Source organism: Micromonospora echinaurantiaca (assembly GCF_900090235.1).
Classification (GTDB): Bacteria; Actinomycetota; Actinomycetes; order Mycobacteriales; family Micromonosporaceae; genus Micromonospora; species Micromonospora echinaurantiaca.
In genome coordinates this window covers 4,046,120-4,071,683 of sequence record NZ_LT607750.1, presented here as the reverse complement: position 1 = coordinate 4,071,683, position 25,564 = coordinate 4,046,120, and the positions used below count along the sequence as shown (strand labels likewise).

Annotated in this window: 28 protein-coding genes; 15 read left to right on the top strand and 13 right to left on the bottom strand. The window is 73.4% G+C overall.

The genetic code is table 11. The features are described 5' to 3' along the window. Positions 1-5: 5 nt before the first annotated feature. Positions 6-1,403 carry a HAMP domain-containing sensor histidine kinase gene (locus GA0070609_RS18305; RefSeq protein WP_172899364.1) on the bottom strand — a complete coding sequence of 466 codons (1,398 nt, stop codon included), beginning with the start codon at positions 1,401-1,403 and terminating at the stop codon, positions 6-8. A 29-nt stretch (positions 1,404-1,432) separates the two neighbouring features. After that, the gene (locus tag GA0070609_RS18300; RefSeq protein WP_088994906.1) at positions 1,433-2,122 is read right to left on the bottom strand and encodes a response regulator transcription factor; all 690 of its coding nucleotides are present in this window, start codon (positions 2,120-2,122) and stop codon (positions 1,433-1,435) included. Between the two features lie 73 nt (positions 2,123-2,195). Here GA0070609_RS18300 and GA0070609_RS18295 point away from each other — a divergent pair, with 73 nt between their 5' ends. Then, on the top strand, positions 2,196-3,116 hold the full coding sequence (locus GA0070609_RS18295) for an ADP-ribosylglycohydrolase family protein (RefSeq protein WP_088994905.1): 921 nt from the start codon (positions 2,196-2,198) through the stop codon (positions 3,114-3,116). Between the two features lie 210 nt (positions 3,117-3,326). Here the strand turns inward: GA0070609_RS18295 and GA0070609_RS18290 are convergent, their stop codons facing one another. Beyond that, positions 3,327-4,334, bottom strand: a complete 1,008-nt coding sequence (locus tag GA0070609_RS18290; protein ID WP_088997814.1) for a YcnI family protein — start codon at positions 4,332-4,334, stop codon at positions 3,327-3,329. Positions 4,335-4,693: 359 nt separating this feature from the next. On the opposite strand from GA0070609_RS18290, the gene thrS reads away from it, so the two are divergent. Further along, positions 4,694-6,703 carry a threonine--tRNA ligase gene (thrS, locus tag GA0070609_RS18285; RefSeq protein ID WP_088994904.1) on the top strand — a complete coding sequence of 670 codons (2,010 nt, stop codon included), beginning with the start codon at positions 4,694-4,696 and terminating at the stop codon, positions 6,701-6,703. A gap of 60 nt (positions 6,704-6,763) precedes the next feature. Here the strand turns inward: thrS and GA0070609_RS18280 are convergent, their stop codons facing one another. Then, entirely contained in the window at positions 6,764-7,498 is a 735-nt protein-coding gene (locus GA0070609_RS18280) for a D-Ala-D-Ala carboxypeptidase family metallohydrolase (protein ID WP_088994903.1), read from the bottom strand. 173 nt (positions 7,499-7,671) lie between these two features. On the opposite strand from GA0070609_RS18280, the gene GA0070609_RS18275 reads away from it, so the two are divergent. Further along, positions 7,672-8,184, top strand: a complete 513-nt coding sequence (locus tag GA0070609_RS18275; RefSeq protein ID WP_172899528.1) for an HIT family protein — start codon at positions 7,672-7,674, stop codon at positions 8,182-8,184. 49 nt (positions 8,185-8,233) lie between these two features. After that, a complete protein-coding gene (locus GA0070609_RS18270) occupies positions 8,234-9,292 on the top strand; it encodes an aldo/keto reductase (RefSeq protein ID WP_088994901.1) in 1,059 nt (352 codons plus the stop codon). A gap of 54 nt (positions 9,293-9,346) precedes the next feature. Here the strand turns inward: GA0070609_RS18270 and GA0070609_RS18265 are convergent, their stop codons facing one another. Further along, positions 9,347-11,506 carry an elongation factor G-like protein EF-G2 gene (locus GA0070609_RS18265; protein WP_088994900.1) on the bottom strand — a complete coding sequence of 720 codons (2,160 nt, stop codon included), beginning with the start codon at positions 11,504-11,506 and terminating at the stop codon, positions 9,347-9,349. Positions 11,507-11,747: 241 nt separating this feature from the next. On the opposite strand from GA0070609_RS18265, the gene pgsA reads away from it, so the two are divergent. The 6 genes from pgsA to pdxT all read left to right on the top strand — a co-directional run bounded on the left by pgsA (position 11,748) and on the right by pdxT (position 16,922). After that, the gene (gene pgsA / locus GA0070609_RS18260; RefSeq protein WP_088994899.1) at positions 11,748-12,380 is read left to right on the top strand and encodes a phosphatidylinositol phosphate synthase; all 633 of its coding nucleotides are present in this window, start codon (positions 11,748-11,750) and stop codon (positions 12,378-12,380) included. Next, entirely contained in the window at positions 12,377-13,327 is a 951-nt protein-coding gene (locus GA0070609_RS18255) for a phosphatidylinositol mannoside acyltransferase (RefSeq protein WP_088994898.1), read from the top strand. Before pgsA ends, GA0070609_RS18255 begins: the two co-directional genes overlap by 4 nt. Positions 13,328-13,441: 114 nt before the next feature. Then, positions 13,442-14,602 (top strand): glycosyltransferase family 4 protein, encoded by a 1,161-nt coding sequence (locus GA0070609_RS18250; RefSeq protein ID WP_088994897.1) that lies wholly within the window; start codon positions 13,442-13,444, stop codon positions 14,600-14,602. Positions 14,603-14,684: 82 nt separating this feature from the next. Then, positions 14,685-15,188 carry a hypothetical protein gene (locus GA0070609_RS18245; RefSeq protein WP_088994896.1) on the top strand — a complete coding sequence of 168 codons (504 nt, stop codon included), beginning with the start codon at positions 14,685-14,687 and terminating at the stop codon, positions 15,186-15,188. A 211-nt stretch (positions 15,189-15,399) separates the two neighbouring features. Further along, the gene (gene pdxS / locus GA0070609_RS18240) at positions 15,400-16,314 is read left to right on the top strand and encodes a pyridoxal 5'-phosphate synthase lyase subunit PdxS (protein ID WP_088994895.1); all 915 of its coding nucleotides are present in this window, start codon (positions 15,400-15,402) and stop codon (positions 16,312-16,314) included. A 2-nt stretch (positions 16,315-16,316) separates the two neighbouring features. Beyond that, positions 16,317-16,922: a pyridoxal 5'-phosphate synthase glutaminase subunit PdxT gene (gene pdxT / locus GA0070609_RS18235; RefSeq protein WP_088994894.1), complete on the top strand. Its 606-nt coding sequence runs from the start codon at positions 16,317-16,319 to the stop codon at positions 16,920-16,922. A 77-nt stretch (positions 16,923-16,999) separates the two neighbouring features. Here pdxT and GA0070609_RS18230 read toward each other — a convergent pair whose 3' ends face one another. Further along, a complete protein-coding gene (locus GA0070609_RS18230) occupies positions 17,000-17,851 on the bottom strand; it encodes an MmyB family transcriptional regulator (protein ID WP_231928327.1) in 852 nt (283 codons plus the stop codon). Between the two features lie 104 nt (positions 17,852-17,955). Here GA0070609_RS18230 and GA0070609_RS18225 point away from each other — a divergent pair, with 104 nt between their 5' ends. The 3 genes from GA0070609_RS18225 to GA0070609_RS18215 all read left to right on the top strand — a co-directional run bounded on the left by GA0070609_RS18225 (position 17,956) and on the right by GA0070609_RS18215 (position 19,896). Then, positions 17,956-18,615, top strand: a complete 660-nt coding sequence (locus GA0070609_RS18225) for an NADPH-dependent FMN reductase (RefSeq protein ID WP_088994892.1) — start codon at positions 17,956-17,958, stop codon at positions 18,613-18,615. Next, entirely contained in the window at positions 18,612-18,914 is a 303-nt protein-coding gene (locus GA0070609_RS18220; RefSeq protein ID WP_157748238.1) for a hypothetical protein, read from the top strand. The genes GA0070609_RS18225 and GA0070609_RS18220 overlap by 4 nt, the downstream gene beginning before the upstream one ends. Positions 18,915-19,146: 232 nt before the next feature. After that, a complete protein-coding gene (locus tag GA0070609_RS18215) occupies positions 19,147-19,896 on the top strand; it encodes a YebC/PmpR family DNA-binding transcriptional regulator (RefSeq protein WP_088994890.1) in 750 nt (249 codons plus the stop codon). Between the two features lie 79 nt (positions 19,897-19,975). Here the strand turns inward: GA0070609_RS18215 and GA0070609_RS18210 are convergent, their stop codons facing one another. Continuing rightward, a complete protein-coding gene (locus GA0070609_RS18210; protein WP_088994889.1) occupies positions 19,976-20,377 on the bottom strand; it encodes a hypothetical protein in 402 nt (133 codons plus the stop codon). A 66-nt stretch (positions 20,378-20,443) separates the two neighbouring features. On the opposite strand from GA0070609_RS18210, the gene GA0070609_RS18205 reads away from it, so the two are divergent. Beyond that, positions 20,444-20,653 carry a hypothetical protein gene (locus GA0070609_RS18205; RefSeq protein WP_088994888.1) on the top strand — a complete coding sequence of 70 codons (210 nt, stop codon included), beginning with the start codon at positions 20,444-20,446 and terminating at the stop codon, positions 20,651-20,653. A 36-nt stretch (positions 20,654-20,689) separates the two neighbouring features. Here the strand turns inward: GA0070609_RS18205 and GA0070609_RS18200 are convergent, their stop codons facing one another. The 4 genes from GA0070609_RS18200 to GA0070609_RS18185 are packed head-to-tail and all read right to left on the bottom strand — an operon-like array spanning position 20,690 to position 22,497. Further along, a complete protein-coding gene (locus tag GA0070609_RS18200; RefSeq protein ID WP_157748237.1) occupies positions 20,690-21,163 on the bottom strand; it encodes a hypothetical protein in 474 nt (157 codons plus the stop codon). 18 nt (positions 21,164-21,181) lie between these two features. Next, positions 21,182-21,673: a hypothetical protein gene (locus GA0070609_RS18195; protein ID WP_088994886.1), complete on the bottom strand. Its 492-nt coding sequence runs from the start codon at positions 21,671-21,673 to the stop codon at positions 21,182-21,184. Further along, entirely contained in the window at positions 21,666-22,160 is a 495-nt protein-coding gene (locus GA0070609_RS18190) for a WXG100-like domain-containing protein (protein WP_088994885.1), read from the bottom strand. The genes GA0070609_RS18195 and GA0070609_RS18190 overlap by 8 nt, the downstream gene beginning before the upstream one ends. A gap of 4 nt (positions 22,161-22,164) precedes the next feature. Continuing rightward, on the bottom strand, positions 22,165-22,497 hold the full coding sequence (locus GA0070609_RS18185; RefSeq protein WP_088994884.1) for a WXG100 family type VII secretion target: 333 nt from the start codon (positions 22,495-22,497) through the stop codon (positions 22,165-22,167). Between the two features lie 258 nt (positions 22,498-22,755). On the opposite strand from GA0070609_RS18185, the gene GA0070609_RS18180 reads away from it, so the two are divergent. Further along, complete coding sequence (locus tag GA0070609_RS18180) at positions 22,756-23,412, top strand: DUF402 domain-containing protein (RefSeq protein WP_088994883.1); 657 nt, start codon at positions 22,756-22,758, stop codon at positions 23,410-23,412. A 133-nt stretch (positions 23,413-23,545) separates the two neighbouring features. On the opposite strand, the gene GA0070609_RS18175 is transcribed toward GA0070609_RS18180, so the two are convergent. Then, positions 23,546-24,607 (bottom strand): ABC transporter permease, encoded by a 1,062-nt coding sequence (locus GA0070609_RS18175; RefSeq protein ID WP_088994882.1) that lies wholly within the window; start codon positions 24,605-24,607, stop codon positions 23,546-23,548. Beyond that, entirely contained in the window at positions 24,604-25,497 is an 894-nt protein-coding gene (locus tag GA0070609_RS18170) for an ABC transporter ATP-binding protein (protein ID WP_088997813.1), read from the bottom strand. Before GA0070609_RS18170 ends, GA0070609_RS18175 begins: the two co-directional genes overlap by 4 nt. Positions 25,498-25,564 lie beyond the last annotated feature (67 nt).

Sequence of the window (25,564 nt, the reverse complement as noted above, 5' to 3'; positions counted from 1 at the left end):
GGCGTTCAGCCGGCGGAGGGGCGCTGGCAGGGCCAGCGGCGGCCGGCGCTCTTCTGCTCCCGCGCCTCCCGGGCCATCCGGCCGACCAGCCCGAACCGGTTGACCTGACGCGGCGCCGCCTCCGGGTCGGCGAGGAGCATCACCACGCTGGCTCCGCCCAGCCGGGCCCGGTCGATGCTCACCGAGCCGTTGGCCTGCAACGCCACCCGCTTGGCGATGTCCAGCCCGAGGCCGGTCGAGCCCTGGTCGCTGGCGCCCCGGCGCAGCGCCCGGTCGGGGTTGGCGATCCCGGGCCCGGCGTCGTCGATGCGGATCGCCACGTAGCCGTCCCGCCGGGAGACCGCCACCTCGAACGCGGTGCCCTGGGGGGTGTACCGGAACACGTTGCCGATCACCGCGTCCAGCGCGGCGGCCAGTTCGGCCCGCGGCACCGGGGCGGGGATGCGCAGCTGGGCGCCGATCACCCGGTGCGGGCGGTTCTGGTCGCCGGCGAGCGCCGCCCAGAACACCATCCGGTCCCGGACCACCTCGCTGACGTCGCACATGGCCGGCCCGGTCTCGTGGGTGACCGCCTTGCGGGTGGTCTTGATCAGTACGTCGATCTCGCCCTCGAGGGTGACGATCGCCTGCCGGATCCGGCGGATGGTGCGCCGGCGGTCCAGCTCCGCCTCGCTGAACGTGCCCACGCTGGTGTCGTCGGACTCCAACGCCTCGGCGTCTAGGCGCAGCACGGTCAGCGGGGTGCGCAGCCGGTGCGACAGGTCCGCCACCAGCTCCCGCTCGTCGGTGCGGGAGACCACCAGCCGGTCGGCCATCCGGTTGAAGGCGTGCCCGGCCTCGGCCAGCTCGCGCGGCCCGCTCGGCTCGACGCGTACGCCCAGATCGCCGTCGCCCACCGCGAGCGCCGCCCTGGCCAGGCCCTGGGCCGACTCGACGGCCCGCGCGGCGACCCGGTCGACCACCAGCACCGCCGCACCGGTCAGCGCGGCGGCCACTCCGAACAGCAGCAGCCAGCGTCCGCCGAGGCCGCCGTCCGACTCGGGCACGAACACCTCGACCACGGCCGTCCGCTCGCCGAGCACCACCGGGTCGAGCCGGACCACGCCGCCGGCCACGTCGACGACCAGCGAGCGGCGTTCGGACCGGGCCCGGTCCAGGTCCGCCGGGCGGGCCCGGCCCGCCGACTCGTTCAGGCCCAGCCCGTGCACCACCGGCCGGGTCGCCGGGTCGTCGCCGCTGGCCTCGACGGCCCGGAGCACCACCGCCGGGTCGGTGCTGACCGCGAGCGCCCCGGTCACCAGCGCGCCGCGCCGGGCGGCGTCCGCCACCGCCTCGTCCTGGGTACGGTCGCCGAGGACCGCACCGAGGGGGATCAGGAAGGCGAGCGCCGCCAGGGCGCACATGCCGGCCGTGAGCAGGGCCAGCGTGATCCTCAGTCCGGCGCCACCAGCCGGAAGCCGACCCCCCGCACGGTGCGCAGGTAGCGCGGCTTCGCCGCGGACTCGCCCATTTTGCGGCGCAGCCAGTACAGGTGAACGTCGATGGTCTGATCCTCGCCGACCGATGGCTGCCGCCATACCTCCTCCAAGAGCTCCCGGCGGGACACTACCCGGCCCGGACGTGCGGCGAGATACGCCAACAGGTCGAATTCCTTGCGGGTCAGCGCCAGCGGCTCACCGTCGAGGTGGGCGCTGCGCTCCCCGACGTCCACCCGGAGCCCACCGACGACGTGCACGGCCGGCTGGACGCTCCGGCTGGCCCGGCCCGCCCGGCGCAGCACGGTGGTGATCCGGGCGTCCAGGTGCGCGCCGGTGAACGGCTTGACCATGTAGTCGTCGGCGCCGGCGCGCAGCAGGCGGACCACCGACTGCTCGTCGTCCCGGGCGGTGGCGATGATGATCGGTACGTCGGTGATGCCGCGCAGCATCCGCAGCGCGTCCGAGCCGTCCAGGTCGGGCAGGCCGAGGTCGAGCACGACGAGATCGGGTGTCTCGGCGGCGACCCGGCGCAGCGCGTCCAGCGCGGTGCCGACGGCGTGCACGGCGTGCCCCCGGTCGGCGAGGGACCGCAGCATCGCGCCGCGTACGACGTGATCATCTTCGACCAGGAGCACGGTGGCCACCCCAAGACGGTACTGCCCGTGGCAAGTTGATCGCGTTGCGGCGCTCCTGCCAACCCGGCAAGCTGGTACAACGATGTCCTTCACCCTCTTTTCCGACACCCGCCTGGCCCTCGCCCGGGACAGCCTCGCCGGTCTCTCGGTCGGCGACGCGCTCGGCTCGCAGTTCTTCGTCCCCGGCCGGCACCCGGCCGACCTGGCCGCCGGGAAGCTGCCCCCGCCGCCCTGGGAGTGGACCGACGACACCGAGATGGCCTGCTCGGTGGTGGCCGCCCTGGCCGACGCCGGCCGGATCGACCGGGACGCGCTCGCCGCGGCCTTCGCCGAGCGGTGCGAGCCCTATCGGGGGTACGGGCCGGGCGCGGTGACGATTCTGCGGCTGATCCGCACCGGCACGCCGTGGCCGGTGGCCGCCGCGTCCGCCTTCGACGGGCAGGGCTCGTGCGGCAACGGCGCGGCGATGCGGGTCGGCCCGCTGGGCGCGTGGTTCGCCGACTCGACGACCCGGGCGGCCGCCCAGGCCCGGGCGTCGGCCGAGGTGACCCACGCCCATCCGGAGGGGATCGCCGGGGCGGTCGCGGTGGCGGTGGCCGCCGCGCTGGCCACCCGCGCCCGGTTGGACGGGTACCGGCCGGCGCCGGACCGGCTGCTCGCCGCGGTGGCCGCGCTGCTCGACCCGGGCAGCGAGGTGCACCGGGGCGTACGCCGCGCGGTGGAACTGCTCGGCCGGCCGCTGCCGGCGGTGGTCGACGCGCTCGGCAACGGCTCCCGGGTGACCGCCCAGGACACCGTCGCCTTCACCCTCTGGGTGGCCGCGGTGCACCTGGACGACTACCCGGCGGCGATCCGCGCCTGCGTCGAGGCGGGCGGCGACGTCGACACCACGGCGGCGATCGCCGGCGCGGTGGTGGCCGCGCACACCGGCGTCGGCACCCCGGGTGGCGTGCCCTCGGAGTGGCTGGCCGCCCGCGAGCCGCTGCCGGACTGGCTGGACTGACTGTGCGGCTGGCCGGGTCGGTCCGCCGGGCCGGTGTCGCGCCGCGGGCGGGTGTCGCTTCGCCGGGCCGTGCCGCTCGGCTGGGCCGGTGCCGCTCGGCTGGGCCGTGCCGCTCGGCCTGGCCGAGACCGGCTGCTGCGCGCGGCTCGCGGGCTGTGCGGACAGGTCGACCGCGGGTGGGTGACGCTGGCCGGCCTGGTGCGGGTCGGCTCAGATCGGGGCCGAACCGCGTACCGCACCGACCGGCGGCCGCGATCCCGCAGCCGTCTCGTCCTGCGGCAACTCCGCCGGTCGGGGTGCCGGACCGTCGTCGCCGGCCGGCGCCGGACTGCCGCCGGCCGGGGTCGGGCTGTCGGTGGCCGGGACCTCCGGGGTCGGGTCGGCGCCCAGGGGTGCCACCGCTCGGGTGCCGGCCGGCGCGGATGGCTCCTCGTCGAGCACGGACCGGTCGATCGGGGCGGCCGGCTCGCGGCGGCGCCACCGGCTGGCCAGCCAACCGATCGCCGCCCCGCCGCCCAGCCCGGCGAGCAGGCCCGCGGCGAGCAGCGCGTCGGCGTTTCCGCCGTCGTCCGCCCCGGCCCCCGGCGCGGGCGCGCCACCGCCGGCGGCCAACCCGGGCGCCGCGCCTCCGGCGTCCGTGCCGCCGGCCGGTCGGGCTCCGTGGCCGGCGTGCCCGGCGACCGCTCCGGGCGCGGCGGGGGACAGGGCCAGCACCGGCGCCCGGTGGGCACCGGCCGGATCGGCCCAGCGCACCACCGTGCCGTCGGCGTACGTCTGGATCACCTGGAAGGTGAGCCGGTCGACCTGCGGCAGCGGCCCCATGGAGAGGGTGAGCCGAGCCGGGGCGGCGCCGTATCCGGGCATCCGGGTCCAGGTCACCGCGCTGGTGACCGTGTCGAGCCGGATACCGTGCAGGTCGGTCACCGGCTGGTCCAGCCGGCGGGTGACGATCCGGGGCGCCCAGCCGTCGACCGACATCGGGTACACCTCGGCGATCGGCGCGTCGGCCGGCAGGCGGACCTCGATCCGGTCGGTCCGGGTGCCGGGCCGCTCCTCGGGCACCACGAACTCCAGCTTCACCGCGTCGCCCTGCCGGGCCTGCGTCGGGTTGGTCGTCACGTCCGCCGCGTCCGCCGTGGCGGGCCAGACCAGCACGCCGGCCGCGGCCAGGGCGGCCACCGCCCCGGCCCGACGGCCCAGGCCGCGTGTCATCGCCATCTTCGGGTCCCCATCCGTCTCCACGCGGCCGGCACCGGTTTCCGGCCACACCCGGTAGTTCGGATCCCGCGCCGAAATGGTTCAACCGCCCGGTTGCCGCCCACGGTTCCCCTGCGGCGACCGGCGCCCGGACAGCCCGGGCGCGTCCGCCCACCGATCGCCCGGGGCGCGCCCGTGGGCCGACCGCCCGTTGCCGCTGCCGCACGCCGGCCGCCGGCCGCCACTCGCCGGGCGTCGGGCGGGTCGACGACCGACCGTCGGGCGGTGGGCGTCGCCGACCGTGCCGGCGAGCACGACCGATAGCATCGGCAGGAGCCGCGTGTCGGCGTACATCCGTTCCGTCTGCTGGAGGAGTCACCGTGTCCGCACCCCGTACCCCCGCCGTGGCCGACCCCGTCGTCGTCGCCGCCGGGACCACGGCGGCCGACGCGGTGGCCGCGGCCGGGCTGCCCGCCGCCGGGCCGAAGGCGATCGTCGTGGTCCGCGACCCGCAGGACGTGCTGCACGACCTGGACTGGATGCCGGCCGTCGACACCGAGGTCGAGCCGGTCAGCCTGGACTCCCCGGACGGGCTGAACGTGCTGCGCCACTCCACCGCGCACGTGCTCGCCCAGGCCGTGCAGGACATCTTCCCGGAGGCCAAGCTCGGCATCGGCCCGCCGATCGAGAACGGCTTCTACTACGACTTCGCGGTCGACAAGCCGTTCCAGCCGGACGACCTGACCCGGCTCGAGAAGCGGATGCAGGAGATCATCAAGTCCGGCCAGCGGTTCCGCCGGCGGCGGTTCCGCAGCCTGGACGAGGCGAAGGCCGAGCTGGCCGCCGAGCCGTTCAAGCTGGAGCTGATCGACGTCAAGGGCGAGGGCCTGGACTCGTCCGAGGTGATGGAGGTCGGCGGCGGCGAGCTGACCATCTACGACAACCTGGCCGCGAACGAGGACAAGGTCTGCTGGTCGGACCTGTGCCGCGGCCCGCACCTGCCGAACACCCGGCTGATCGGGGCGTTCAAGCTGATGCGCTCGGCCGCCGCGTACTGGCGTGGGTCGGAGAAGAACCCCCAGCTGCAGCGGGTGTACGGCACCGCCTGGCCGACCCGGGACGAGCTCAAGGCGTACCTGAAGCTGTTGGAGGAGGCCGCCCGGCGCGACCACCGCAAGCTCGGTGCGGACCTCGACCTGTTCAGCTTCCCCGACGAGATCGGCTCCGGGCTGGCGGTCTTCCACCCCAAGGGTGGTGTGCTCAAGCGGGAGATGGAGGACTACGTCCGGGCCCGCCACATCGAGGAGGGCTTCCAGTACGTCGGGACGCCGCACATCTCGAAGGAAGGCCTCTTCCACACCTCGGGCCACCTGCCCTACTACAAGGACACGATGTTCCCTCCGATGCAGATGGAGGGCAGCGACTACTACCTCAAGGCGATGAACTGCCCGATGCACAACCTGATCTACAGGTCGCGCGGGCGGTCCTACCGTGAGCTGCCGATGCGGCTGTTCGAGTTCGGGTCGGTCTACCGGTACGAGAAGTCGGGCGTCATCCACGGGCTCACCCGGGTGCGCGGCTTCACCCAGGACGACTCGCACTCGTACTGCACCAAGGAGCAGGCGCCGGCCGAGGTCAAGCACCTGCTGGCGTTCGTGCTCGGCCTGCTGCGCGACTTCGGCATCACCGACTTCTACCTGGAGCTGTCGACCCGGGACGAGTCCCGCCCGGACAAGTTCGTCGGCTCGGAGGAGGACTGGGCGACCGCGACCGCGGTGCTGGAGCAGTGCGCGAAGGAGACCGGGCTGGAACTCGTCCCCGACCCGGGCGGCGCGGCCTTCTACGGCCCGAAGATCTCGGTGCAGGCCAAGGACGCGATCGGCCGTACCTGGCAGATGTCGACCATCCAGTACGACTTCAACCAGCCCAAGGGCTTCGGGCTGGAGTACCAGGCGGCCGACGGCACCCGGCAGCAGCCGGTGATGATTCACTGCGCCAAGTTCGGCTCGATCGAGCGGTTCGTCGGGGTGCTCACCGAGCACTACGCCGGCGCCTTCCCGGCCTGGCTGTCCCCGGTGCAGGTGGTCGGCATCCCGATCCGCGACGAGCACGCCGACTACCTGCACGGGTTCGTCGCGGCGCTGCGTGCCGAGGGGATCCGGGCCGAGGTCGACACCGGCGACGACCGGATGCAGAAGAAGATCCGCACCGCCCAGCAGCAGAAGATCCCGTTCATGGTGATCGCCGGCGACGACGACGTGGCGGTCGGCACCGTCTCGTTCCGCTACCGGGACGGCTCGCAGCGCAACGGGGTGCCGATGGCCGAGGCGGTCGCCCACGTGCTGGACGTGGTCACCACGCGGAGCAACATCGGGCCGTCGGCCGCCTGACCCTGGCGTGACGAAGGCCCCCCGCGCCGCGGGGGGCCTTCGTCGACGAATAGTCAGCCGTCAGATCCCGCAGGTCGGCGCGGACCAGGACCGGCTCGGGCTGTTACCCAGGTGGGTGTGGTCGTTGTGACCCGGGTAGCCGGGTCCGAGGATGTTGGTGAAGCCGTGGTAGCGGGCCTGCTGCGCCAGCCGGCAGAACGAGGGAGACCCGGTCAGGTCGATTCCGTCGCCGTAGAGGTGCCGGCTGTTGGAGGCCCCGCCGACCGCGCTGTTGCAGGTGTAGCTGCGGAAGCCACTGCTGAGGTAGATCGGCACGTCGCCGAGGGCGTGCCGCATGGCCTGGAGCTTCCACATCGACACCCGCGCGTTGAACTTGGCGGTGCTGGCCGAGACCGCTCCGCCGGACCAGGTGCTGTTGCACTTGTTCCATTCCGCGTAGCTGAAGTTGACCGGGGTGCAGTCGTCGTCCTGCAACGCGTAGATCTTGTTGAAGGTCTGCGGGCCGGCGATGCCGTCCGCGCTCAGGCCGTACGCCTGCTGGAAGCGGGTCACCGCCGCCGCGGTGGCCGGGCCGTACGCGCCGTCGAGGCCGATCACCGCGCCGTAGCCGGGGTAGCCGGAGACGCGGATCTGGAGTTGCCGGACGTCCTCGCCGGACATCCCCTGGGACAGCGTGCGTCCCCAGGTGTAGCAGCCGTCGGCGTGCGCCGCCCCGGGGGTGAGGGTGACGCCGACCACCGTGGTGGCGGCGGCCAGCGCGAGCGCCGCGAAGAACCTGCCGAGCCGTCGGATCATGGAGCCCTCCATCGGTAAATGGAAGTATCTGAATGCATGGAATTTTCAGGGGCGCGCTTCGATCCGTCAACAACTTGCAGGAACGGACATCCCGCCGGCGGGCATCGCCGCCGGCCGGGCCGGGTCCGTAGGATCGGCTTGTGACAGGGGCGGAACGGCACACGGACAGCGGCATGGCCGACGGCCTGGAGCGGCTCTGGACGCCGCACCGGATGACCTACATCTCCGGCGAGGACCGACCCGAGGGCGGCTACGAGAAGCCCACCGGTTGCCCGTTCTGCCTGGCGCCGGGGCGGCCGCCGGAGGAGAGCCTGGTGGTGGCGCGGGGCGAGCACGTCTTCGTGGTGCTCAACCTCTACCCGTACAACCCGGGTCACCTGCTGGTCTGTCCCTACCGGCACGTCGCCGACTACACCGACCTGGACGCGGCGGAGACCGGCGAGCTGGCGACCTACACGCAGACCGCGATGCGGGTGATCCGCAAGGTCAGCAACGCCCACGGGTTCAACCTCGGGATGAACCAGGGCGGCGTGGCCGGGGCCGGGATCGCCGCGCACCTGCACCAGCATGTGGTGCCGCGCTGGGGCGGCGACGCCAACTTCATGCCGGTGATCGGCCGCACCAAGGTGCTGCCCCAACTGCTCGGCGACACCCGGGAACTGCTGGCCCGCGCCTGGCCGTCCTGAATCGGCCGCGTACCACCCGTCCGGGCCCGCCGGGTGGCACGATCTGCCGATGGCAGTCAGCACGCGGACGTTGGGCCGCAGCGGCATCGAGGTCAGTGCCCTCGGCATGGGGTGCTGGGCGATCGGTGGCCCGTGGGCCGAGGGCAGCCAGCCGCTGGGTTGGGGCGCGGTCGACGACGAGGAGTCGGTCCGGGCCGTACGGCGCGCGCTCGACCTCGGCGTCACCCTCTTCGACACCGCCGACACGTACGGGGCGGGCCACGGCGAGCGGATCCTCGGCCGCGCGCTCGCCGGCCGGCGGGACGAGGCGGTGATCGCCACCAAGTGGGGCTACACCTTCGACGAGGCGACCCGGCAGGCGACCGGGGAGGACGCCTCCCCGGCGTACCTGCGGCGGGCCGTGCACGACTCGCTGCGCCGGCTGGACACCGACCGGATCGACCTCTACCAGCTGCACCTGGCCGACCTGCCGGTGCCCCGGGCCGAGGCGCTGGTCGGCACCCTGGAGGACCTGGTCGCCGACGGCCTGATCCGGGCGTACGGCTGGAGCACCGACCGCCCCGACCGGGCCGCCGCGTTCGGCCACGGCGCCCCGCGCGCCACCGCCGTGCAGCACGCCCTCTCGGTGCTCCGCGACGCCCCCGAGCTGCTCGCCGTCTGCGACAAGTACGACCTGGCCAGCGTCGTCCGGGGGCCGCTCGGGATGGGGCTGCTCACCGGCAAGTACACCGCCGGCTCCACGCTGCCCCGCGACGACGTGCGCGGGGTCGCGCCGGGCTGGCTGGAGTGGTTCCGCGGCGGCCGGCCGGCGCCGGAGTGGCTGCGCCGGGTCACCGCGGTGCGGGCGGCGCTCACCGGCGACGGGCGCACCCTGGCCCAGGGCGCGTTGGGCTGGATCTGGGCGCGCAGCGGCCGGAGCGTGCCGATCCCCGGCTGCCGTACCGTCGCCCAGGTCGAGGAGAACGCCGGCGCGCTGCGCTGGGGGCCGCTGCCGCCGGACCAGTTCGCCGAGGTGGAACGCCAGCTGGCGGCCCTGCGCGCGGCGGCGCTGCGCTCCGCCGACCGGCCCTACTGGCCCAGCCCCACCCTCCCCGCCACCCACCCGTGACCCCACCCCCGCCCCGAGCGCCGGAGCCGCCGGGGCGGGCGCGGATGGTCCGGGTCAGGTGCGGTTGGCGTGTTCCTTGCGGATCTGGTCGGCCAGGTGGCTGGGCATCGGCTCGTAGCGGGCGAACTCGCGGCGGAAGGTGCCGGTGCCCGAGGTCATCGAGCGCAGCTCGACGGCGTACCGGAGCAGCTCGGTGGCGGGCACCTCGGCGCGCACCAGGGTGCGCCCCTCGCCGTCCGGGTCCGGTTCGGTGCCGAGCACCCGGCCGCGCCTACCGGACAGGTCGCCCATCACCGAGCCGACCGCCGAGTCGGGTACCCGGATGACCACCTCGTCGACCGGCTCCAGCAGCACCGGCTGGGCCTTCTCGGCCGCGTCCTTGAGGGCCAGCGCGCCGGCGGTCTGGAAGGCCGCGTCGGAGGAGTCGACGCTGTGCGCCTTGCCGTCGAAGAGGGTCACCCGCAGGTCGACCACCGGGTGACCGGCCACCAGGCCGCGCTCCATCTGGGCGCGTACGCCCTTCTCCACCGAGGGGATGTAGTTGTGCGGCACCGCCCCGCCGACCACCCGGTCGACGAACTCGAAGCCGGCGCCGCGCGGCAGCGGCTCCACCTCGATGTCGCAGACGGCGTACTGGCCGTGCCCACCGGACTGCTTGACGTGCCGGCCGTGCCCCTTGGCCGGGGCGGTCAGCGTCTCCCGCAGGGACACCCGGACCGGCTCGGTGTCCAGCTCGACCCCGCCGGCGCGCAGCCGCTCCAGCACCACGTCGGCGTGCGCCTCGCCCATGCACCAGAGCACCAGCTGGTGGGTCTCGGCGTTGCGGTCCAGCCGCATGGTCGGGTCGCCGGCGACCAGCCGGGCCAGGTTGCGGGCCAGCGCGTCCTCGTCGGCCCGGCTCTTCGCGACGATCGCCACCGGCAGCAGCGGTTCGGGCATCTCCCAGGGGGCGATCAGCAGCGGCTCGTCCTTGGCCGAGATGGTGTCGCCGGTCTCCGCGCTGCCCGACTTGGTGATCGCGCAGATGTCGCCGGCCACGCAACTGGCCACCTCGCGCAGGCTCGCGCCCAGCGGGGTGTAGATGTGCCCGACCCGCTCGTCGGCGTCGTGGTCGGGGTGACCGCGTTCGGCCAGGCCGTGCCCGGAGACGTGCACCGTCTGCTCGGGCCGCAGGGTGCCGGAGAAGACCCGGACCAGGGAGACCCGGCCGACGTGCCGGTCGATGGTGGTCTTGACCACCTCGGCCACCAGCGGGCCGTCCGGGTCGCAGGTCAGCGGCGGGCGGGGCGAGCCGTCCACCCCGCTCACCGCCGGCAGTTCGTGCTCCAGCGGCGACGGGAAGCCGGCGGTGAGCACCTCCAGCAGCGCGTCCAGCCCGACGCCGGTCTCCGCGCAGACCGGCACCACCGGGTAGAAGTGGCCGCGGGCGACCGCCTTCTCCAGGTCCTCGATGAGGATCTCGGTGCCGATCTCCTCGCCGCCGAGGTAGCGGTCCATCAGGGACTCGTCCTCGCTCTCGGCGATGATCCCCTCGATCAGCTCGTTGCGGGACTCGGCGATGGCCGGCAGGTGCTCCGGGTCCGGGTCGCGGACCACCGGCGGGTGGCCGGCGGTGTAGTCGAAGACCCGCCGGGTGATCAGGCCCAGCAGACCGACGGTGGAGACGCCGTCGTCGCCGAGCATCGGCAGGTAGAGCGGGAGCACGTTGTCGCCGAACACCCGCTGGCAGAGCGCCACCGCCTCGTCGAAGTCGGCCCGGGGGTGGTCGAGCCGGCTCACGGCGACCGCCCGGGGCATGTCGACCGCGGCGCACTCCTCCCACAGGGCGGCGGTGGCGGCGTCCATCCCGTCCACGGCGGAGACCACGAAGAGCGCGGCGTCGGCGGCCCGCAGGCCGGCGCGCAGCTCACCGACGAAGTCGGCGTAACCGGGGGTGTCCAGCAGGTTGACCTTGATGCCGTCGTGCAGCAGCGGCGCGCAGGCCAGGCTCACCGAGCGCTGCTGGCGTACCGCCGCCGGGTCGTGGTCGCAGACCGTGGTGCCGTCGGTGACCGTGCCGGCCCGGGTGATCGTGCCGCTCGCCGTGAGCAGCGCCTCGACCAGGGTCGTCTTGCCCGCGCCGGAGTGCCCGACGAGCACCACGTTGCGGACCCTGCCGGGTTCGGTCACCACCGGCGCGCCGGTGATCCCCTTCTCCTGATTCTTCTGCGCCATGGGGCGCACCTCCCTCAGCCGGTGGTGGTGGCGACCGCCGCGCGCGACGGGGAAGCGGCCCGGGGCGGGTCCCGCGGCGATATCCTCCGCTGTCTGCTGGATTCCGGGTACGTGACGGGCGGGCGGGTGAGTTGGCTCACCTCCCGGCTCGATCTCACACCCGATGCCCGGCCGGCACAAGGGCGGCTCGCCTGACCGGCCGTAGAGCCGGTGCTGGCCGGACCGTTATCGTGGGACCGCCATGGCGAAGATCTTCCAAGTGTCGGCTCGCGCGGGGATGGCCCGTGTCGTCGAGCCGGTCGCACGCGGCCTGCTCCGAGCGGGCGTAACTCCCAACGCGGTCACCGTGGCGGGCACCCTCGGGGTGCTCGTCGGCGCACTCGGCTTCGGTGCCCGCGGTCATCTGGTCGCCGGGGCCCTGATCGTCACCGTCTTCGCGCTCACCGACCTGCTCGACGGGACGATGGCCCGGATGAGCGGGGGCTCCACCCGGTTCGGCGCGTTCCTCGACTCGAGCATGGACCGGGTCGCCGACAGCGCGGTCTTCGGCGCCGTGGCGTACTGGCTGGCCACCGAGCACCAGTACTCCGGGGTCGCCGCCGCGCTGCTCTGCCTGGCCGCCGGCGCGCTGGTGTCGTACGTCAAGGCACGCGCCGAGGGCCTCGGGATGACCTGCAACGTGGGCATCGCCGAGCGCACCGAGCGGCTGCTCATCGTCGGGGTCGGCGGGCTGCTCACCGGCCTCGGCGTCGACCCGGCGCTGGAGATCGCGCTCTGGCTGCTCGCCGCCGTGTCGATCTTCACGGTCGGGCAGCGGATGCTGCACGTGTACCGACAGGCGCAGCGCATCCACACCCTGGACGGAAATCGGTGAATCTCACCGAGCTCGGCTACGTCGCCGGCTGGCGGGTGATCCGCGCGCTGCCGCGGCCCGTCGTGGCCGCGGCGTTCCGGGCGGGCGCGGACCGCGCCCACCGCCGGGGTGGCGGCGGTACGGACCGGCTGCGGGCGAACCTGCGCCGGGTGGTCGGGCCGGACCTGCCGGAGCCGGAGCTGGACGAGCTGGTCCGGGCGGGCCTGCGGTCGTACGCCCGGTACTGGATGGAGGCGTTCCGGCTGCCCTCGCTGAGCCGCCGGGAGATCCTGGCCGGGTTCCGGCTCGACGGTGAGGAACTGCTCGCCGCCGACGTGGCCGCCCGTCGGGGCGCGGTGGTGGCGCTGCCGCACGCCGGCAACTGGGACGCGGCCGGCGCCTGGGTCGCGGCCACCGGCTGGCCGATCACCACGGTCGCCGAGCGGCTCAAGCCGGAGGGCGTCTACCAGCGGTTCCTCGCCTTCCGCCGCAGTCTCGGCATGGAGATCCTGCCCACCCACGGCGGGGATCGGCCGGCGTTCGACGTGCTGGTGGACCGGCTGCGCGCCGGGGCGGTGGTGCCGCTGCTGGCCGACCGGGACCTCTCCGCCCGGGGCGTGGAGGTCGACTTCTTCGGCGCCCGCACTCGGATGCCGGCCGGGCCGGCGCTGCTCGCGCTGCGCACCGGGGCGCCCCTCTACGTCGCCTCGATGTGGTACGAACCGGACGCCGCCCGGGCCTCGCTGGCCGGACCGCTGCCGGTACCCGGCCCCGAGGAGGGCCCGCTCGACGAGCGCGTGCGGTCGCTGACCCAGCGGATCGCCGACAGTCTGGCGGCCGGTATCGCCCGGCATCCGGAAGACTGGCACATGTTGCAACGGATGTGGCTGGACCAGCGTGGCCCAGTCGACGGCGCGGCCATGCCCTCGCCGGCCACCGGACAGCTTTCGAGGGAGAGGCAGCGGTGAGCGCGAGGAGTGAGCCGGGTTTGCGAGCCCCGCAGTCGCGAACAGAGGTGGCACCCGTGAGCGCGAGGAGCACGGCGGAGCGGATCCGGGCAGTCGCGAACAAAGGGCGTTGACGTGCGGATCGGCATCGTGTGTCCGTACTCGTTCGACGTACCCGGTGGGGTGCAGAACCACGTCATGGACCTGGCCGAGGCGCTGATCGGGCTCGGCCACCAGGTGAGTGTGCTCGCCCCGGCCGACGAGGACTCACCGCTGCCGCCGTACGTGGTGCCGGCCGGGCGGGCGGTGCCGCTGCCGTACAACGGCTCGGTGGCCCGGATCGCGTTCGGGCCGGTCTCCACGGCCCGGGTGCGGCGCTGGCTCACCCGCGGCGACTTCGACGTGCTGCACGTGCACGAGCCGCTCACGCTCAGCCTCTCGCTGCTCGCCGTGCTCTCCGCCCGCGGGCCCGTGGTGGCCACCTTCCACACAGCGATGACCCGGTCCCGGGCGCTGGCCGCGGCGCAGGGCGTGCTCCAGATCGTGCTGGAGCGGATCACCGCCCGGATCGCGGTCAGCGCGCTGGCTCGCAAGGTGCAGGTCGAGCACATGGACGGCGGGGCGGTGGAGATCCCGAACGGGGTGGCCGTCGCGAAGTTCACCGACGCCGAGCCGCTGCCGGGCTGGCCGGGGGAGTGCGCGCCGGGCGAGGGCGGCTCGATCGGGTTCCTGGGCCGGTTCACCGAGGCGCGCAAGGGTTTCCCGGTGCTCCGGGACGCCTTCGTCGAGCTGGCCGCCCAGCGCCCCGGGCTGCGGCTGCTGGTCGCCGGGCCGGGTGACCCCGACGACCTGTACGACCGGTTCCCGGCCGGGCTGCGCGACCGGGTGACCTTCCTTGGGCTGGTCCCCGAGGCGGACAAGGCGCGCATGCTGCGCAGCGTGCACCTCTACGTGGCGCCGAACACCGGCGGCGAGTCGTTCGGCATGATCCTCACCGAGGCGCTGGCGGCCGGGACCAGCGTGGTGGCCAGCGACCTCGACGCGTTCCGCCGGGTGCTCGACGGCGGCCGGGCGGGGCGGCTCTTCCCGACCGGGGACGCGGCGGCGCTGCGCGCCGCGCTCACCGAGCTGCTCGACGACCCGCGGCAGCGGGCGGAACTGACCGCCTGCGGCGACCAGGTGGTGGCGAATTTCGACTGGCCCGTGGTTGCCCGCCGGGTTCTGGAGGTATACGCAGCGGCGATCGAGGCCACCGACGGGCGGGTCATCGACACGGAATGGGTGGGGCTGGGCTGACCCGGGTGGCGCGTGGTGCTTGGGTGACCGGAGCATCGGGTCCGGCGACGGCCGGAGGAGACCGGAACGGAGCAGCACTACGATGCCGGGCATGTGGTGGGTGGTGGGCACGACCCTGGTCGTCGCGCTGGTCGCGGCGTACCTGATTTGGACCGCCGGCCGGGTCGAGCGGCTGCAGGGCCGCGCGGAGCTGGCGGCCCGCGCGCTCGACGCCCACCTGCTGCGCCGGGCCGCGGCCGCCGCGGTGCTGGCCGAGCGGCGGTACGGCGTCGAGCTGTACGCCGCCGCGCGGATCGCCCTGGACGCCCACCCGGACGAGCGGGAGGCCGCCGAGAACGACCTCACCCGGCAGTTGCGCGCGGTGCAGCTCGACCCGGCCGACCCGGACTGCGAGGCGGTGATCGCCGCCAGCCGCCGGCTGGCCCTGGCCCGGCAGGTGCACACCGACCTGGTCCGGGACGCGCGAGCCGCCCGCCGGCGACCGCTGGTGCGGCTGTTGCGGATGGGGCGCCGGCACCCCTGGCCGCGCTACTTCGACATCGACGACCCCACCCTCACCCTCCCGGCGGACGTCCCGGCCGGTTAAGCCGGGGGGTGGTGGCAGCTCGATGCGGTCGGGGCCTGTGGAGCTGATGTCGTGAACGACTCAGCCGGCCGGTCGGGCTGATGTCGCGGGGGTGGGTGACGGCGGCCACATCGCAGGCCACCGGGGGTCTGATTGGCTGTCGGAGTGGCGTTGCGTCGGGCGTAGCATCTCCGCTGCCACCCTCCCGAGCACGCCTGAGGAGCGATAACCCGTGCCCGACACCACTTCTCAGCACACCAGCGCCCCCGTTGTCGGCACCGCCCGCGTCAAGCGCGGCATGGCCGAGATGCTCAAGGGTGGCGTGATCATGGACGTGGTCAACGCCGAGCAGGCCCGGATCGCCGAGGACGCCGGCGCCGTCGCCGTGATGGCGCTCGAGCGGGTGCCCGCCGACATCCGCGCCCAGGGCGGGGTGTCCCGGATGAGCGACCCGGACATGATCGACGGCATCATCAACGCCGTCTCGATTCCGGTGATGGCCAAGGCCCGGATCGGCCACTTCGTGGAGGCCCGGATCCTCCAGTCGCTCGGCGTCGACTACATCGACGAGTCCGAGGTGCTGACCCCGGCCGACTACGAGAACCACATCGACAAGTGGGCGTTCACCGTCCCGTTCGTCTGCGGCGCGACCAACCTGGGCGAGGCGCTGCGCCGGATCACCGAGGGCGCGGCCATGATCCGGTCCAAGGGCGAGGCCGGCACCGGTGACGTCTCCAACGCCACCACCCACATGCGGAAGATCCGCAAGGAGATCCGCCGGTTGCAGTCGCTGCCGGAGGACGAGCTGTACGTCGCGGCCAAGGAGCTCCAGGCCCCGTACGAGCTGGTCAAGGAGGTCGCCCAGACCGGCAAGCTGCCGGTGGTGCTGTTCACCGCCGGTGGGATCGCCACCCCGGCCGACGCCGCCATGATGATGCAGCTCGGCGCCGAGGGTGTCTTCGTCGGCTCGGGCATCTTCAAGTCCGGCAACCCGGCCCAGCGCGCCGCCGCGATCGTGAAGGCCACCACCTTCCACGACGACCCGGACGTGCTGGCCAAGGTCTCCCGTGGTCTCGGCGAGGCGATGGTCGGCATCAACGTCGACGAGATCCCGCAGCCGCACCGGCTGGCCGAGCGGGGCTGGTGACCATGAGCGGGCCCACCGTCGGTGTGCTCGCCCTCCAAGGCGACGTGCGTGAGCACGTCGCGGCGCTGACCGGGGCGGGCGCGGACGCCCGCCCGGTCCGCCGGCCCGAGGAACTGGACGCGGTGCACGGGCTGGTCATCCCCGGCGGGGAGTCCACCACGATCAGCAAGCTGGCCGACATCTTCGAGCTGCGCGAGCCGATCGACAAGCGGATCGCCGGCGGCATGCCGGTCTACGGCTCCTGCGCCGGCATGATCATGCTGGCGCGGGAGGTGCTCGACGGCCGTCCCGACCAGCGGGGCTTCGACGGCCTCGAGATGACCGTGCGGCGCAACGCGTTCGGCCGGCAGGTGGACTCGTTCGAGGCCCCGGTGGCGGTCGACGGCGTCGAGGGCGGGCCGTTCCACGCGGTGTTCATCCGGGCGCCGTGGGTGGAGCGGGTCGGCGACGGCGTCGAGGTGCTCGGCACGGTGACCGAGGGCCCGGCCGCCGGCCGGATCGTGGCGGTGCGGCAGGGCAACCTGCTGGCCACCTCGTTCCACCCCGAACTCACCGGTGACCTGCGGCTGCACCGCTACTTCGTGGAGCTCGTCCGGGCCGCCACCTGAGCGGCTTCGCGGCCCGTCGGGCCGGGGGACCTTGCCGGTGCTGTTTCACCGCACCGTCCGTCTGGTCGAGCCGCCGGTCAGCCGGCGACGGAGCGCAGTTGTCCGGGCCGGCGGCCGAGGAGCCGGTCCAGGTTGGCGGCGGAGGCGGCGTCGGCCGGGAGCTGGACGACGATCCGCTGGGGGGCGGCGTCGGCCAGCTCCAGGATCTCGTACGCCAGCCGCAGCGGGCCGACCTCCGGGTGCCGCAGCTCCCGGACGCCGGTCCGTGGGGCGGCCACCGGACGCCGCTCCCAGCGTTCGGTGAACGGCGCGCCGACGGTGCGGGCCAGCCGATCGGCGAAGGCGTCGGTGGCCGGGTCGCCCCGGCGTAACCGGTGCAGCTCGGCTACCTGCTGGTCGGCCAGCTCCGCCCACTTCGGGAAGTGGTCGCGGGCACGCTCGTCGGCGAGTGTGAACCACAGCAGGTTCGGCCGGTTCCCGTCCAACAGGCCCAGCGGGCGGGCCAGCCGGTCGAAGGCGTCGTTCCAGGCCAGCACGTCGCTGAGCTGGTTCACCACGTACGCCGGGGCGTCGCGCAGCCCGTCGAGCACGGCCCGGACCGTCGGGCGGACGGTGCGGGCGGCCGACGGCCGCTCGCCCGGGCACAGTTGCCGGCTGTGGCTGACCATCGCGAGCTGCTGCAGGTGGTCCCGATCGGCGTCGTCGAGCAGCAGGGCGTCGGCGAGCGCGGCGAGAATCTCCGGCGACGGGCGGGTGTCGCGCCCCTGCTCCAGCCGGGTCAGGTACTCGACGCTCACCTGGGCCAGCGTCGCCAGCTCCGCCCGACGCAGGGCGGCCGTGCGGCGGCGCGGACCCGGGGCGAGACCCACGTCGGCCGGCCGGACAGCCTCTCGCCGGCTGCGCAGGAACGCGCCCAGCTCTCCGTCCATCACCCGCACAGTCTGGCAGCGCGCGAGGCCCGTTGGGTGGCCCCGGCAGGGCCACCCTCGCGCCGGCCTCCCCACCATCGGTGCCCGGCCCGACGATCGTCGGCATGAGAACACAGACAGCAGGACCGACCCGGATCGGTCTGATCGTGGGAAGCACCCGCCCCGGCCGGCGCGGTGGCGCGGTCGCCGGGTGGGCCGTACAGGTGGCGTCCCGCCACCCGGCGGTACGCGCCGGCGTCGCCGAGATCGAGGTGATCGACCTGGCGGAGCAGGCGTTGCCGCTGCTCGACGAGCCCGTGCCGGCGATGTTCGGCGACTACCGGCAGCCGCACACCCGCCGGTGGAGCGCGGTCGTGGCCGCCTGCGACGCGTTCGTCTTCGTCACCCCGGAGTACAACCACTCGATCCCCGCCGGGCTGAAGAACGCCATCGACTACCTGTACGCGGAGTGGAACGACAAGGTGGTCGGGCTGCTCAGCTACGGCGTGCAGGGCGGCAACCGGGCTGCCGACCACCTGCGGCTGATCCTGGCCGAGGTGCGCGCGGCGGTGGTACCCACCCAGGTCTCGCTCTCGGTCTTCACCGACTTCGACTTCTCCGGGTCGGATCCCGGCGATCCCACCGCGCCCGGCAGGATCGCCCCGGGCGACGGACGGGAGGAGTCGCTGTCGACCATGCTGACCGAGATCGTGACCTGGTCCGACGCCCTGCGGGCCGGGGCCCGCACCCCGGCCGTCGAGGGCAGCCCGGAGCTGGTGGGGTGAGCGTGGAGACGATCCTGATCCGCTACCGGGTCCGTCCCGAGCACCTGGCGGAGCACCTCCTCCTGCTCCGGGCGGTCCATGACGAGGTGGCCCGGGTACGGCCGTCCGGGCTGCGCTACGTGACGTTCCAGCTGGACGACGAACGCAGCTTCGTCGACGTGGCCATGGGCCCGGAGCTGCCAGGGCCGCTGCCGTCGCTGGAGTCGTTCCGGCGCTACCGGGCGGGTCTAGAGGACCGCTGCGAGGAGCGGGCCACGTTCGACTTCACCGTGGTGGGGTCGTACGGCTTCGGGGAATGAGCGGCCGGCCCGTCCGTGTTGTGCCTGTTCGGGCGGCATCGGACGGGCCGGCGCCGTGCGGCGCGTGACAGTGACCCGCCGGCCGCCGGTAGGATTGCCGAGATTCGGCAGGGCCATCAGCTCGCCGCGGCTCCCAGCAGAAAGATCACCGGCACCTCGGCGTGCGCCGGCGGGGGAGCGGGGCGCGTGCGGTGCGGTCGATGCAGACGGCGGGTAGCAACGGAGGTAACAGATGTCCGGCCACTCAAAGTGGGCGACGACCAAGCACAAGAAGGCGGTCATCGACGCCAAGCGCGGCAAGATGTTCGCCAAGCTGATCAAGAATGTCGAGGTGGCCGCGCGGACCGGCGGCGGCGACCCGGCCGGTAACCCGACGCTCTACGACGCCATCCAGAAGGCGAAGAAGAACTCGGTCCCGAACGACAACATCGACCGTGCGGTCAAGCGCGGCTCCGGCCTGGAGGCCGGCGGCGCCGACTACCAGACGATCATGTACGAGGGCTACGGCCCGAACGGCGTCGCGCTGCTCATCGAGTGTTTGACCGACAACCGCAACCGCGCCGCGACCGAGGTGCGTACCGCGCTGACCCGCAACGGCGGCTCCTTCGCCGACGCCGGCTCGGTGTCGTACATGTTCTCCCGCAAGGGCGTGGTGATCGTGCCGAAGGCCGACACCAGCGAGGACGACGTGATGATGGCCGTGCTGGACGCCGGCGCCGAGGAGGTCAACGACCTGGGCGAGGCGTTCGAGGTGGTCTCCGAGCCGGGTGACCTGATCGCGGTGCGCACCGCCCTGCAGGACGCCGGCATCGAGTACGAGTCGGCCGAGTCGTCGCTGATCCCGAGCGTCAACGTCCCGCTGGACGAGGAGGGCGCCCGGAAGATCTTCAAGCTGATCGACGTGCTGGAGGACTGTGACGACGTGCAGAACGTCTACGCCAACTTCGACGTCAGCGACGAGATCATGGCCGCGGTCGGCTGAGCCGACTGCCCTGACCCAGGCTCCACGGCAAGGCGCGAACGGAAACTCCGTTCGCGCCTTGCCTGTTCCTGAGCTGGCGTCAGGCGGGCGGCGTACGTTCGGCGATGGCCGGCAGGGCGCGTACGAACGAGGCGAGGCTCTTGTACGGTTCACCGTCGAGGACTCGCGCGGCCAGCCCGAACGGGAACCCGGTCACGCCGAGCGCCGAGACCGCTGGGACGCCTGCCGACTTCTCATGCTCGACCCACTCGCCACCGTAGGCCCGGATGACCACTTCCCCGGTGTAGGCGCCGATCAACCGCCACCACAGGTCGAGGTGCTCCTCGGCCAGCGGTCCGTCGGCGAGCAGGTCGACGCATACCTCGTCGAGCGTCGACAGGCTCTCCGGTGACCAGTCCAGTCGGCGGCCGAACTGCCGGAACACCAGGTCCGCGCATTCCTCGGCGAGGGCGTGCAGGTACGTCGGGTCGGGCGCGTTCATGGTTGGCGATCCTCGCACAGCCGGCACCCAGACCGCTGACAGCTGACAGCTGACTAGACTGCCCGGATGGACCGAACATCCGCGCAGTGGGTCGGTCGCGTCGGCACGGCTGCCGCGGCCATGGGAGCGGCGATCCTGCTCCTGCATCTGGCCACCAAGGCGCTCGACGCGGAACTCCGCCTCACCGGTGCGCTGCTCGTCGTCGGCGGCCTGGTGCTGCGCGCCGTTGCGCGGGGCGGCCGGGGAACGGGACGGATGCCCAGCCGCACCGGCTGACCGGTCACCACAGCGAGGGCGGGGGCCGGACGGCGGTCAGGCGGGCGGGCCGACCAGGCTCGGGAACGGGAAGTCGAGGTCGAACGTCTCGTTGGTGCGCGCGTCGCGGTAGACCCACTGCCGGGGGCCGACCTGCTCCGCCGTCGAGCCCCGGGTCCAGCCGCGCAGCCCGGCGTAGCTGACCGCCACGCCGCCGAAGTTGTCACCGAACCACAGCTCCACCCGGTGCCGGTCGGGCCCGACGTCGCGCTGCTGGATGTCCTGCACGACCATGCCGCCCGGGCCGATGCCGTGGTACGTCTGCTGGAAGTGCTGGTACGGCGCGTGGTCGCCGGCCAGGCGTTCGAACTCGACCTGCTCGAAGGCGAACGCGGCGAACTCCCGGATGCTCCCGGGCGACTTCAGCGGGAACTCGGTGACCAGGGTGAAGGTGGCGCGCTGCGGGTCGTACACGTAGGAGAAGACGAGGGCCTCCATGATGTGGCTGAGCGCCCCGCGCGGGTCGCGCATCGGTTCCACAATGTCTCCTTACGGGTACGGGCCTTCGTACACGATGTGCGTCTTCTCGGCGAACAGCGGATCGTTCTTGTCGACGATGTTGCCGTCGTGGTCGAGGAAGAGGTTATCGGCCGGGCTGTTGCCGGACTGGGCGGACTGCCAGCGGATATAGCCGTTCGCCTGGCGGCTCCACTGGCTCGCGCTGGGGTTGTCGCCGGTGGGCCGCATGAAGCGCAGCCGTTCGACGCCGTTCTCGTCCTTCCAGATGAAGCCCTCGTTGTTGCGGGTCGGCGTCTCGGTCCAGTTGCGTGGGCGCTGCGCGCGCAGGGACCGGATCGAGATGCCACGCAGCGAGCGGACCGGGAACGGGGTGGCGTTGGGATGGCGTAGCCGGTCGCGGGGCAGGCCGAGGTTCCTCAGGTCCTGACCGGGGCGGAGCAGGTCGCCGACCGGCCCGAAGATGCCCCGGGCGAAGCCGCCGCGCCCCTGTCGCCGGAGCCGGCGCAGTTTTCCCTTACCCATTGAGCACCGCGTCGATGGCGAGGTTGAGCAGCTGGTCGATGACCAGCGAGGCGATCATCTTGAAGATCGGGATCTGGGCCAGCGACGCGCCGAAGGTCGGCGCGGCGGTGGCGATCGCCTGCGCGATCTGGATCGCCAGCAGGACCAGCTGCACGATCACGTTGATCTTCAGGACGAGGACCACCCCGGCGGTGAGGAACAGCCCTACCGCGACGCCCTGCGCGGCGCTGACGCCGTCGGTGAGGTTCGCTATCGGCGCCTCCTGGCCGCCCCACCGTTGCTGGAACGCCGCGACCGCCTGCCCGGTGTTGGCGGCCCAGACGGACTCGCCGGCCTGCTGCGCCTCGGCGCCGACCGTCTGCACCGTCGCGGCCAGGGAGAGCCAGTGCTGGCCCAGCTCGAAGAGCTTCTCCTCGTCGGCCTCCGGCCAGCTGTAGCCGAGCATGCCCAGCAGCGAGACGAGTTCACCGGGAAGTTGCAGCCCCATCGCGTCAACCGCCCAACGCCTGACCGATCTTGCGCAGGCCGGCCTCGACCTGCTGATCGGCCTCCTCGAACGCGTCGGCCATGGTGTGCAGGCCGGCGGCGAACTGCCCGAGCACCTCGCCGTTGCCCTCGAAGCAGCTCATGGTCAGGTCGTGGATGCCGAGGTACAGCTCGCCGATCAGGGCGCCGAGGTCGTCGCCGCCCCACGGCTCGCCGAGCCCCTGCACGGTGCTCTCGAACTGCTCCAGGACCTCGGCCATCCGGTCGACCGACCGGTCGAGCGATTCCGCGCTGGTTCGCAGCGCCTCGGGATCCACCTGGAAGCCGGACATCGACATGCTCGCCTCCGTACTCGTGGGCGGGCTTGCGGAGCCGATGCTAACCGTGCGCGTCCACTGTGGGACGCCCCGTGCGCGACTTCTGTCCGACTCGCGACGCCGGCCTTGCCCACCGTCCGGAACCGTGATCCCGAACGGGCCGGCCGTCGACCCTGCGGGTCGGTAGCGGCTCCCGTGCCCGGGTGCCGTCGCCGCGCGGGCCCGACCCGGTTCCGGTACCGGCCGTCCGCGTCACCGGACCGTGGCTACGCTGGGCGGATGGAGTTGAGCGGTGGCGCGGGGGACAGCGCTGGCCAGGTGGTCGACGGGCGCCGGTTCGCGCCCGGTGACGTGGTGATCCGGCGGGAGATCCTGCTCGGCGAGGTGTGGTTCGGCTGCCCGACCATCTGCGTCGAGGACTCGCCCGACCTGCTCGCGCTCTACCTGCCGCCGGGCGCCGAGTTCGGCTTTCCCCGGCGCGGCGTCTTCCCGGCCGGCCGGCACCCGTGGGAGGCCGCCGGGCACCGGGCCTGGAGCGGGCACGGCAAGCTGATGCTGCACCGCCCCGGCGAGGCACACTCGCTGGACGTCTTCTGGACCGGCCCGGACCGCGCCTTCGCCGGCTGGTACTTCAACCTCCAGGACCCGTTCCGGCGTACGCCGATCGGGGTGGACACCCTGGACCACGAGCTGGACCTGTGGTGGCCGGCGGACGCCGAGCGCTACGTCTGGAAGGACGTGGAGATGTTCGCCCAGCGCCTGGCGGAGGGGCGCTACCCGGGGATGGCCGACGCCATCCAGGCCGAGGGCGACCGGATCGCCGCCCTGCTGGACGCGGGGGAGCGCTGGTGGGACGAGAACTGGGCGTCCTGGAAGCCCGACCCGGCCTGGCCGGTGCCCCGGCTGCCCGCCGGCTGGGACACCGTCGCCGGCTGACCCGCCGGGAGGGCGCCCCCAGGCCCGCCTGGCCGGGTAATCGACTCCGGATCGCCGAGGTGGCGGTGTCGTCCGGATCACGAGGACACCGCCACCTCGGCGACATGGCGGCTGCGACGCGCCGCCGGCCGGCTCAGCCGATGGTCTCCCGGGAGCGCCAGGCGGCGCGGATCGAGGTGCGGCCGTTGGTGCGCAGCAGCGAGCCCTCGTACACCCGCGCCCCGGCGACCAGGAACGCGGCGGCCGCGACCAGCAGCAGGGCCAGCGACACCAGCGGCTCCCAGCCGGCCGCGTCGCCGGTGAACAGTCGCAGCGGCATCGCCGTCGGCGAGGAGAACGGCAGGTAGGACAGCACCCGCATGGCGGTCGCGTTGTCGTTCAGGAAGATCACCGCGAAGAACGGCAGCATCACCGCGAGCTGCACCGGCATGGACACACCGGCGATGTCCTCCTGCCGGTTGACCAGGGCGCCGGCCGCCGCCCACATGGCCGCGATCAGCACGAAGCCGAGCAGGAAGAACGGCACGAACCAGCCGATCGCCGGCCCGAGCAGGGTGAGCAGCCCGCCGCTGTCGGCGAACCGCATGCCGACCACGGTGACCAGGGCGATCAGCGCGATCTGCCCGAGCGCGAGCACCGTGCCGGCGACCAGCTTGCCGGCCAGCAACGCCCGCACCGGCACCGCGGCCACCAGGATCTCCACCACCCGGGTCTGCTTCTCCTCGACCACACTCTGCGCGATCTGCACGCCGAAGGTCTGCGAGGTGATGAAGAAGACGAACGCGAAGGCGAACGGCACCAGGAACGCCACCACCGGGTCCACCGCGTCCGGGTCGAGCAGCCGGACGTCGGGCTGCGTGCTCAATGCCGTCACCACGTCCTCGGGCGCGTCGTCCATGGCCAGCACCGCCGGCCCGGCGACCACCGCGGCGTCCACGTCGCCGTCCCGGACGGCCTGCTCGGCGGCCCGGTCGTCGGCGACCGTACGCACCTCCAGCCCGGCCGCGCGCAGCGGCCCGGCCGCCGCTTCGGTCACCGCCACGCTCGACGGGCCACCGGAGAGCAGCGGCGGCAGGATCGTCGCCGCCGCGGCGATGAGCAGGAAGAACAGCGTGCTGAACAGGAACGTGCGGTCGCGCAGCTTGACCCGGATCTCGCGGGCGGCGACCAGGCGGGTGGCCTGTGTGGTGTTCACTGGGCGACCTCTCGGAAGATCTCGGTGAGGGAGGGGCTGACCGGGCGGAACGCGCGGACCGGGCCGCGGGCGAGCGCCGCGTGCAGCACCGGCTGCTCGTCGGCGCCGGGGGCGAGGTCGAACACGGCGCGGGCGCCGTCCAGGTCGACCAGGGTCACCCCGGGCTCGTCCCGCAGCCAGCCGGCGTCGGTCGCCACCACCAGCTCGAACCGGGGCGAGGTGTACGTCCGGCGCAGCTGTTCCCGGCTGCCGGCCGCGCGGATCATTCCGTCCGCGATGATCACCAGGTCGTCGCAGAGCCGCTCGACGACGTCGAGCTGGTGGCTGGAGAAGAGCACCGGCACGCCGGCGGCGGCCCGCTCCCGCAGCACCGCCACCACCGTGTCGACGGCCAACGGGTCGAGGCCGGAGAACGGTTCGTCGAGCACCAGCACCTCGGGGTCGTGCACCAGCGCGGCGGCGATCTGGGCGCGCTGCTGGTTGCCCAGCGACAGCGTCTCCAGCAGATCGTCACCGCGTTCGGCGAGCCCGACCCGCTCCAGCAGGGCGTCGGTGTTGCGCCGGGCCGCCGCGGCGGTCATCCCGTGCAGCCGGCCCAGGTAGGCCACCTGCTCCCGGACGCTCATCTTCGGGTAGAGGCCACGCTCCTCCGGCATGTAGCCGAAGCGCCGACGGACCTCCTGGGTCAGCGGCGCGCCCTGCCAGCTGACCTGGCCGGCGTCCGGAGCGAGCACCCCGAGGATGATCCGCATGGAGGTGGTCTTGCCGGCGCCGTTGCCGCCGACGAAGCCGGTCATCCGGCCGGCCGCCACCTCGAAGGACACGTTCCTGAGCACCTGACGGTCGCCGAAACTGCGGTCGACGCCGTCCAGACGGAGCACGTTCATCACGATGATCACGTTAGGCCGCCAGCGGCCGGCTGCCGTCCACCCACCGGTGGAGCGGCCGGGTCCGCCG

Excerpts from the sequence above, each read along its gene's own strand:
- GA0070609_RS18245 (WP_088994896.1), top strand. The coding sequence starts at position 14,685 with ATGCCGGGCATGTGGTGGGTGGTGGGCACGACCCTGGTCGTCGCGCTG.
- GA0070609_RS18295 (WP_088994905.1), top strand. The coding sequence starts at position 2,196 with ATGTCCTTCACCCTCTTTTCCGACACCCGCCTGGCCCTCGCCCGGGAC.
- GA0070609_RS18230 (WP_231928327.1), bottom strand. The coding sequence starts at position 17,851 with ATGGACGGAGAGCTGGGCGCGTTCCTGCGCAGCCGGCGAGAGGCTGTC.
- GA0070609_RS18305 (WP_172899364.1), bottom strand. The coding sequence starts at position 1,403 with ATGTGCGCCCTGGCGGCGCTCGCCTTCCTGATCCCCCTCGGTGCGGTC.
- GA0070609_RS18205 (WP_088994888.1), top strand. The coding sequence starts at position 20,444 with ATGGACCGAACATCCGCGCAGTGGGTCGGTCGCGTCGGCACGGCTGCC.
- GA0070609_RS18200 (WP_157748237.1), bottom strand. The coding sequence starts at position 21,163 with ATGCGCGACCCGCGCGGGGCGCTCAGCCACATCATGGAGGCCCTCGTC.
- GA0070609_RS18225 (WP_088994892.1), top strand. The coding sequence starts at position 17,956 with ATGAGAACACAGACAGCAGGACCGACCCGGATCGGTCTGATCGTGGGA.
- GA0070609_RS18190 (WP_088994885.1), bottom strand. The coding sequence starts at position 22,160 with ATGGGGCTGCAACTTCCCGGTGAACTCGTCTCGCTGCTGGGCATGCTC.
- GA0070609_RS18185 (WP_088994884.1), bottom strand. The coding sequence starts at position 22,497 with ATGTCGATGTCCGGCTTCCAGGTGGATCCCGAGGCGCTGCGAACCAGC.
- GA0070609_RS18280 (WP_088994903.1), bottom strand. The coding sequence starts at position 7,498 with ATGATCCGACGGCTCGGCAGGTTCTTCGCGGCGCTCGCGCTGGCCGCC.
- GA0070609_RS18180 (WP_088994883.1), top strand. The coding sequence starts at position 22,756 with ATGGAGTTGAGCGGTGGCGCGGGGGACAGCGCTGGCCAGGTGGTCGAC.
- GA0070609_RS18210 (WP_088994889.1), bottom strand. The coding sequence starts at position 20,377 with ATGAACGCGCCCGACCCGACGTACCTGCACGCCCTCGCCGAGGAATGC.
- GA0070609_RS18215 (WP_088994890.1), top strand. The coding sequence starts at position 19,147 with ATGTCCGGCCACTCAAAGTGGGCGACGACCAAGCACAAGAAGGCGGTC.
- GA0070609_RS18290 (WP_088997814.1), bottom strand. The coding sequence starts at position 4,334 with ATGGCGATGACACGCGGCCTGGGCCGTCGGGCCGGGGCGGTGGCCGCC.
- pgsA (WP_088994899.1), top strand. The coding sequence starts at position 11,748 with ATGGCGAAGATCTTCCAAGTGTCGGCTCGCGCGGGGATGGCCCGTGTC.
- GA0070609_RS18195 (WP_088994886.1), bottom strand. The coding sequence starts at position 21,673 with ATGGGTAAGGGAAAACTGCGCCGGCTCCGGCGACAGGGGCGCGGCGGC.
- GA0070609_RS18265 (WP_088994900.1), bottom strand. The coding sequence starts at position 11,506 with ATGGCGCAGAAGAATCAGGAGAAGGGGATCACCGGCGCGCCGGTGGTG.
- GA0070609_RS18270 (WP_088994901.1), top strand. The coding sequence starts at position 8,234 with ATGGCAGTCAGCACGCGGACGTTGGGCCGCAGCGGCATCGAGGTCAGT.
- pdxT (WP_088994894.1), top strand. The coding sequence starts at position 16,317 with ATGAGCGGGCCCACCGTCGGTGTGCTCGCCCTCCAAGGCGACGTGCGT.
- GA0070609_RS18275 (WP_172899528.1), top strand. The coding sequence starts at position 7,672 with ATGGCCGACGGCCTGGAGCGGCTCTGGACGCCGCACCGGATGACCTAC.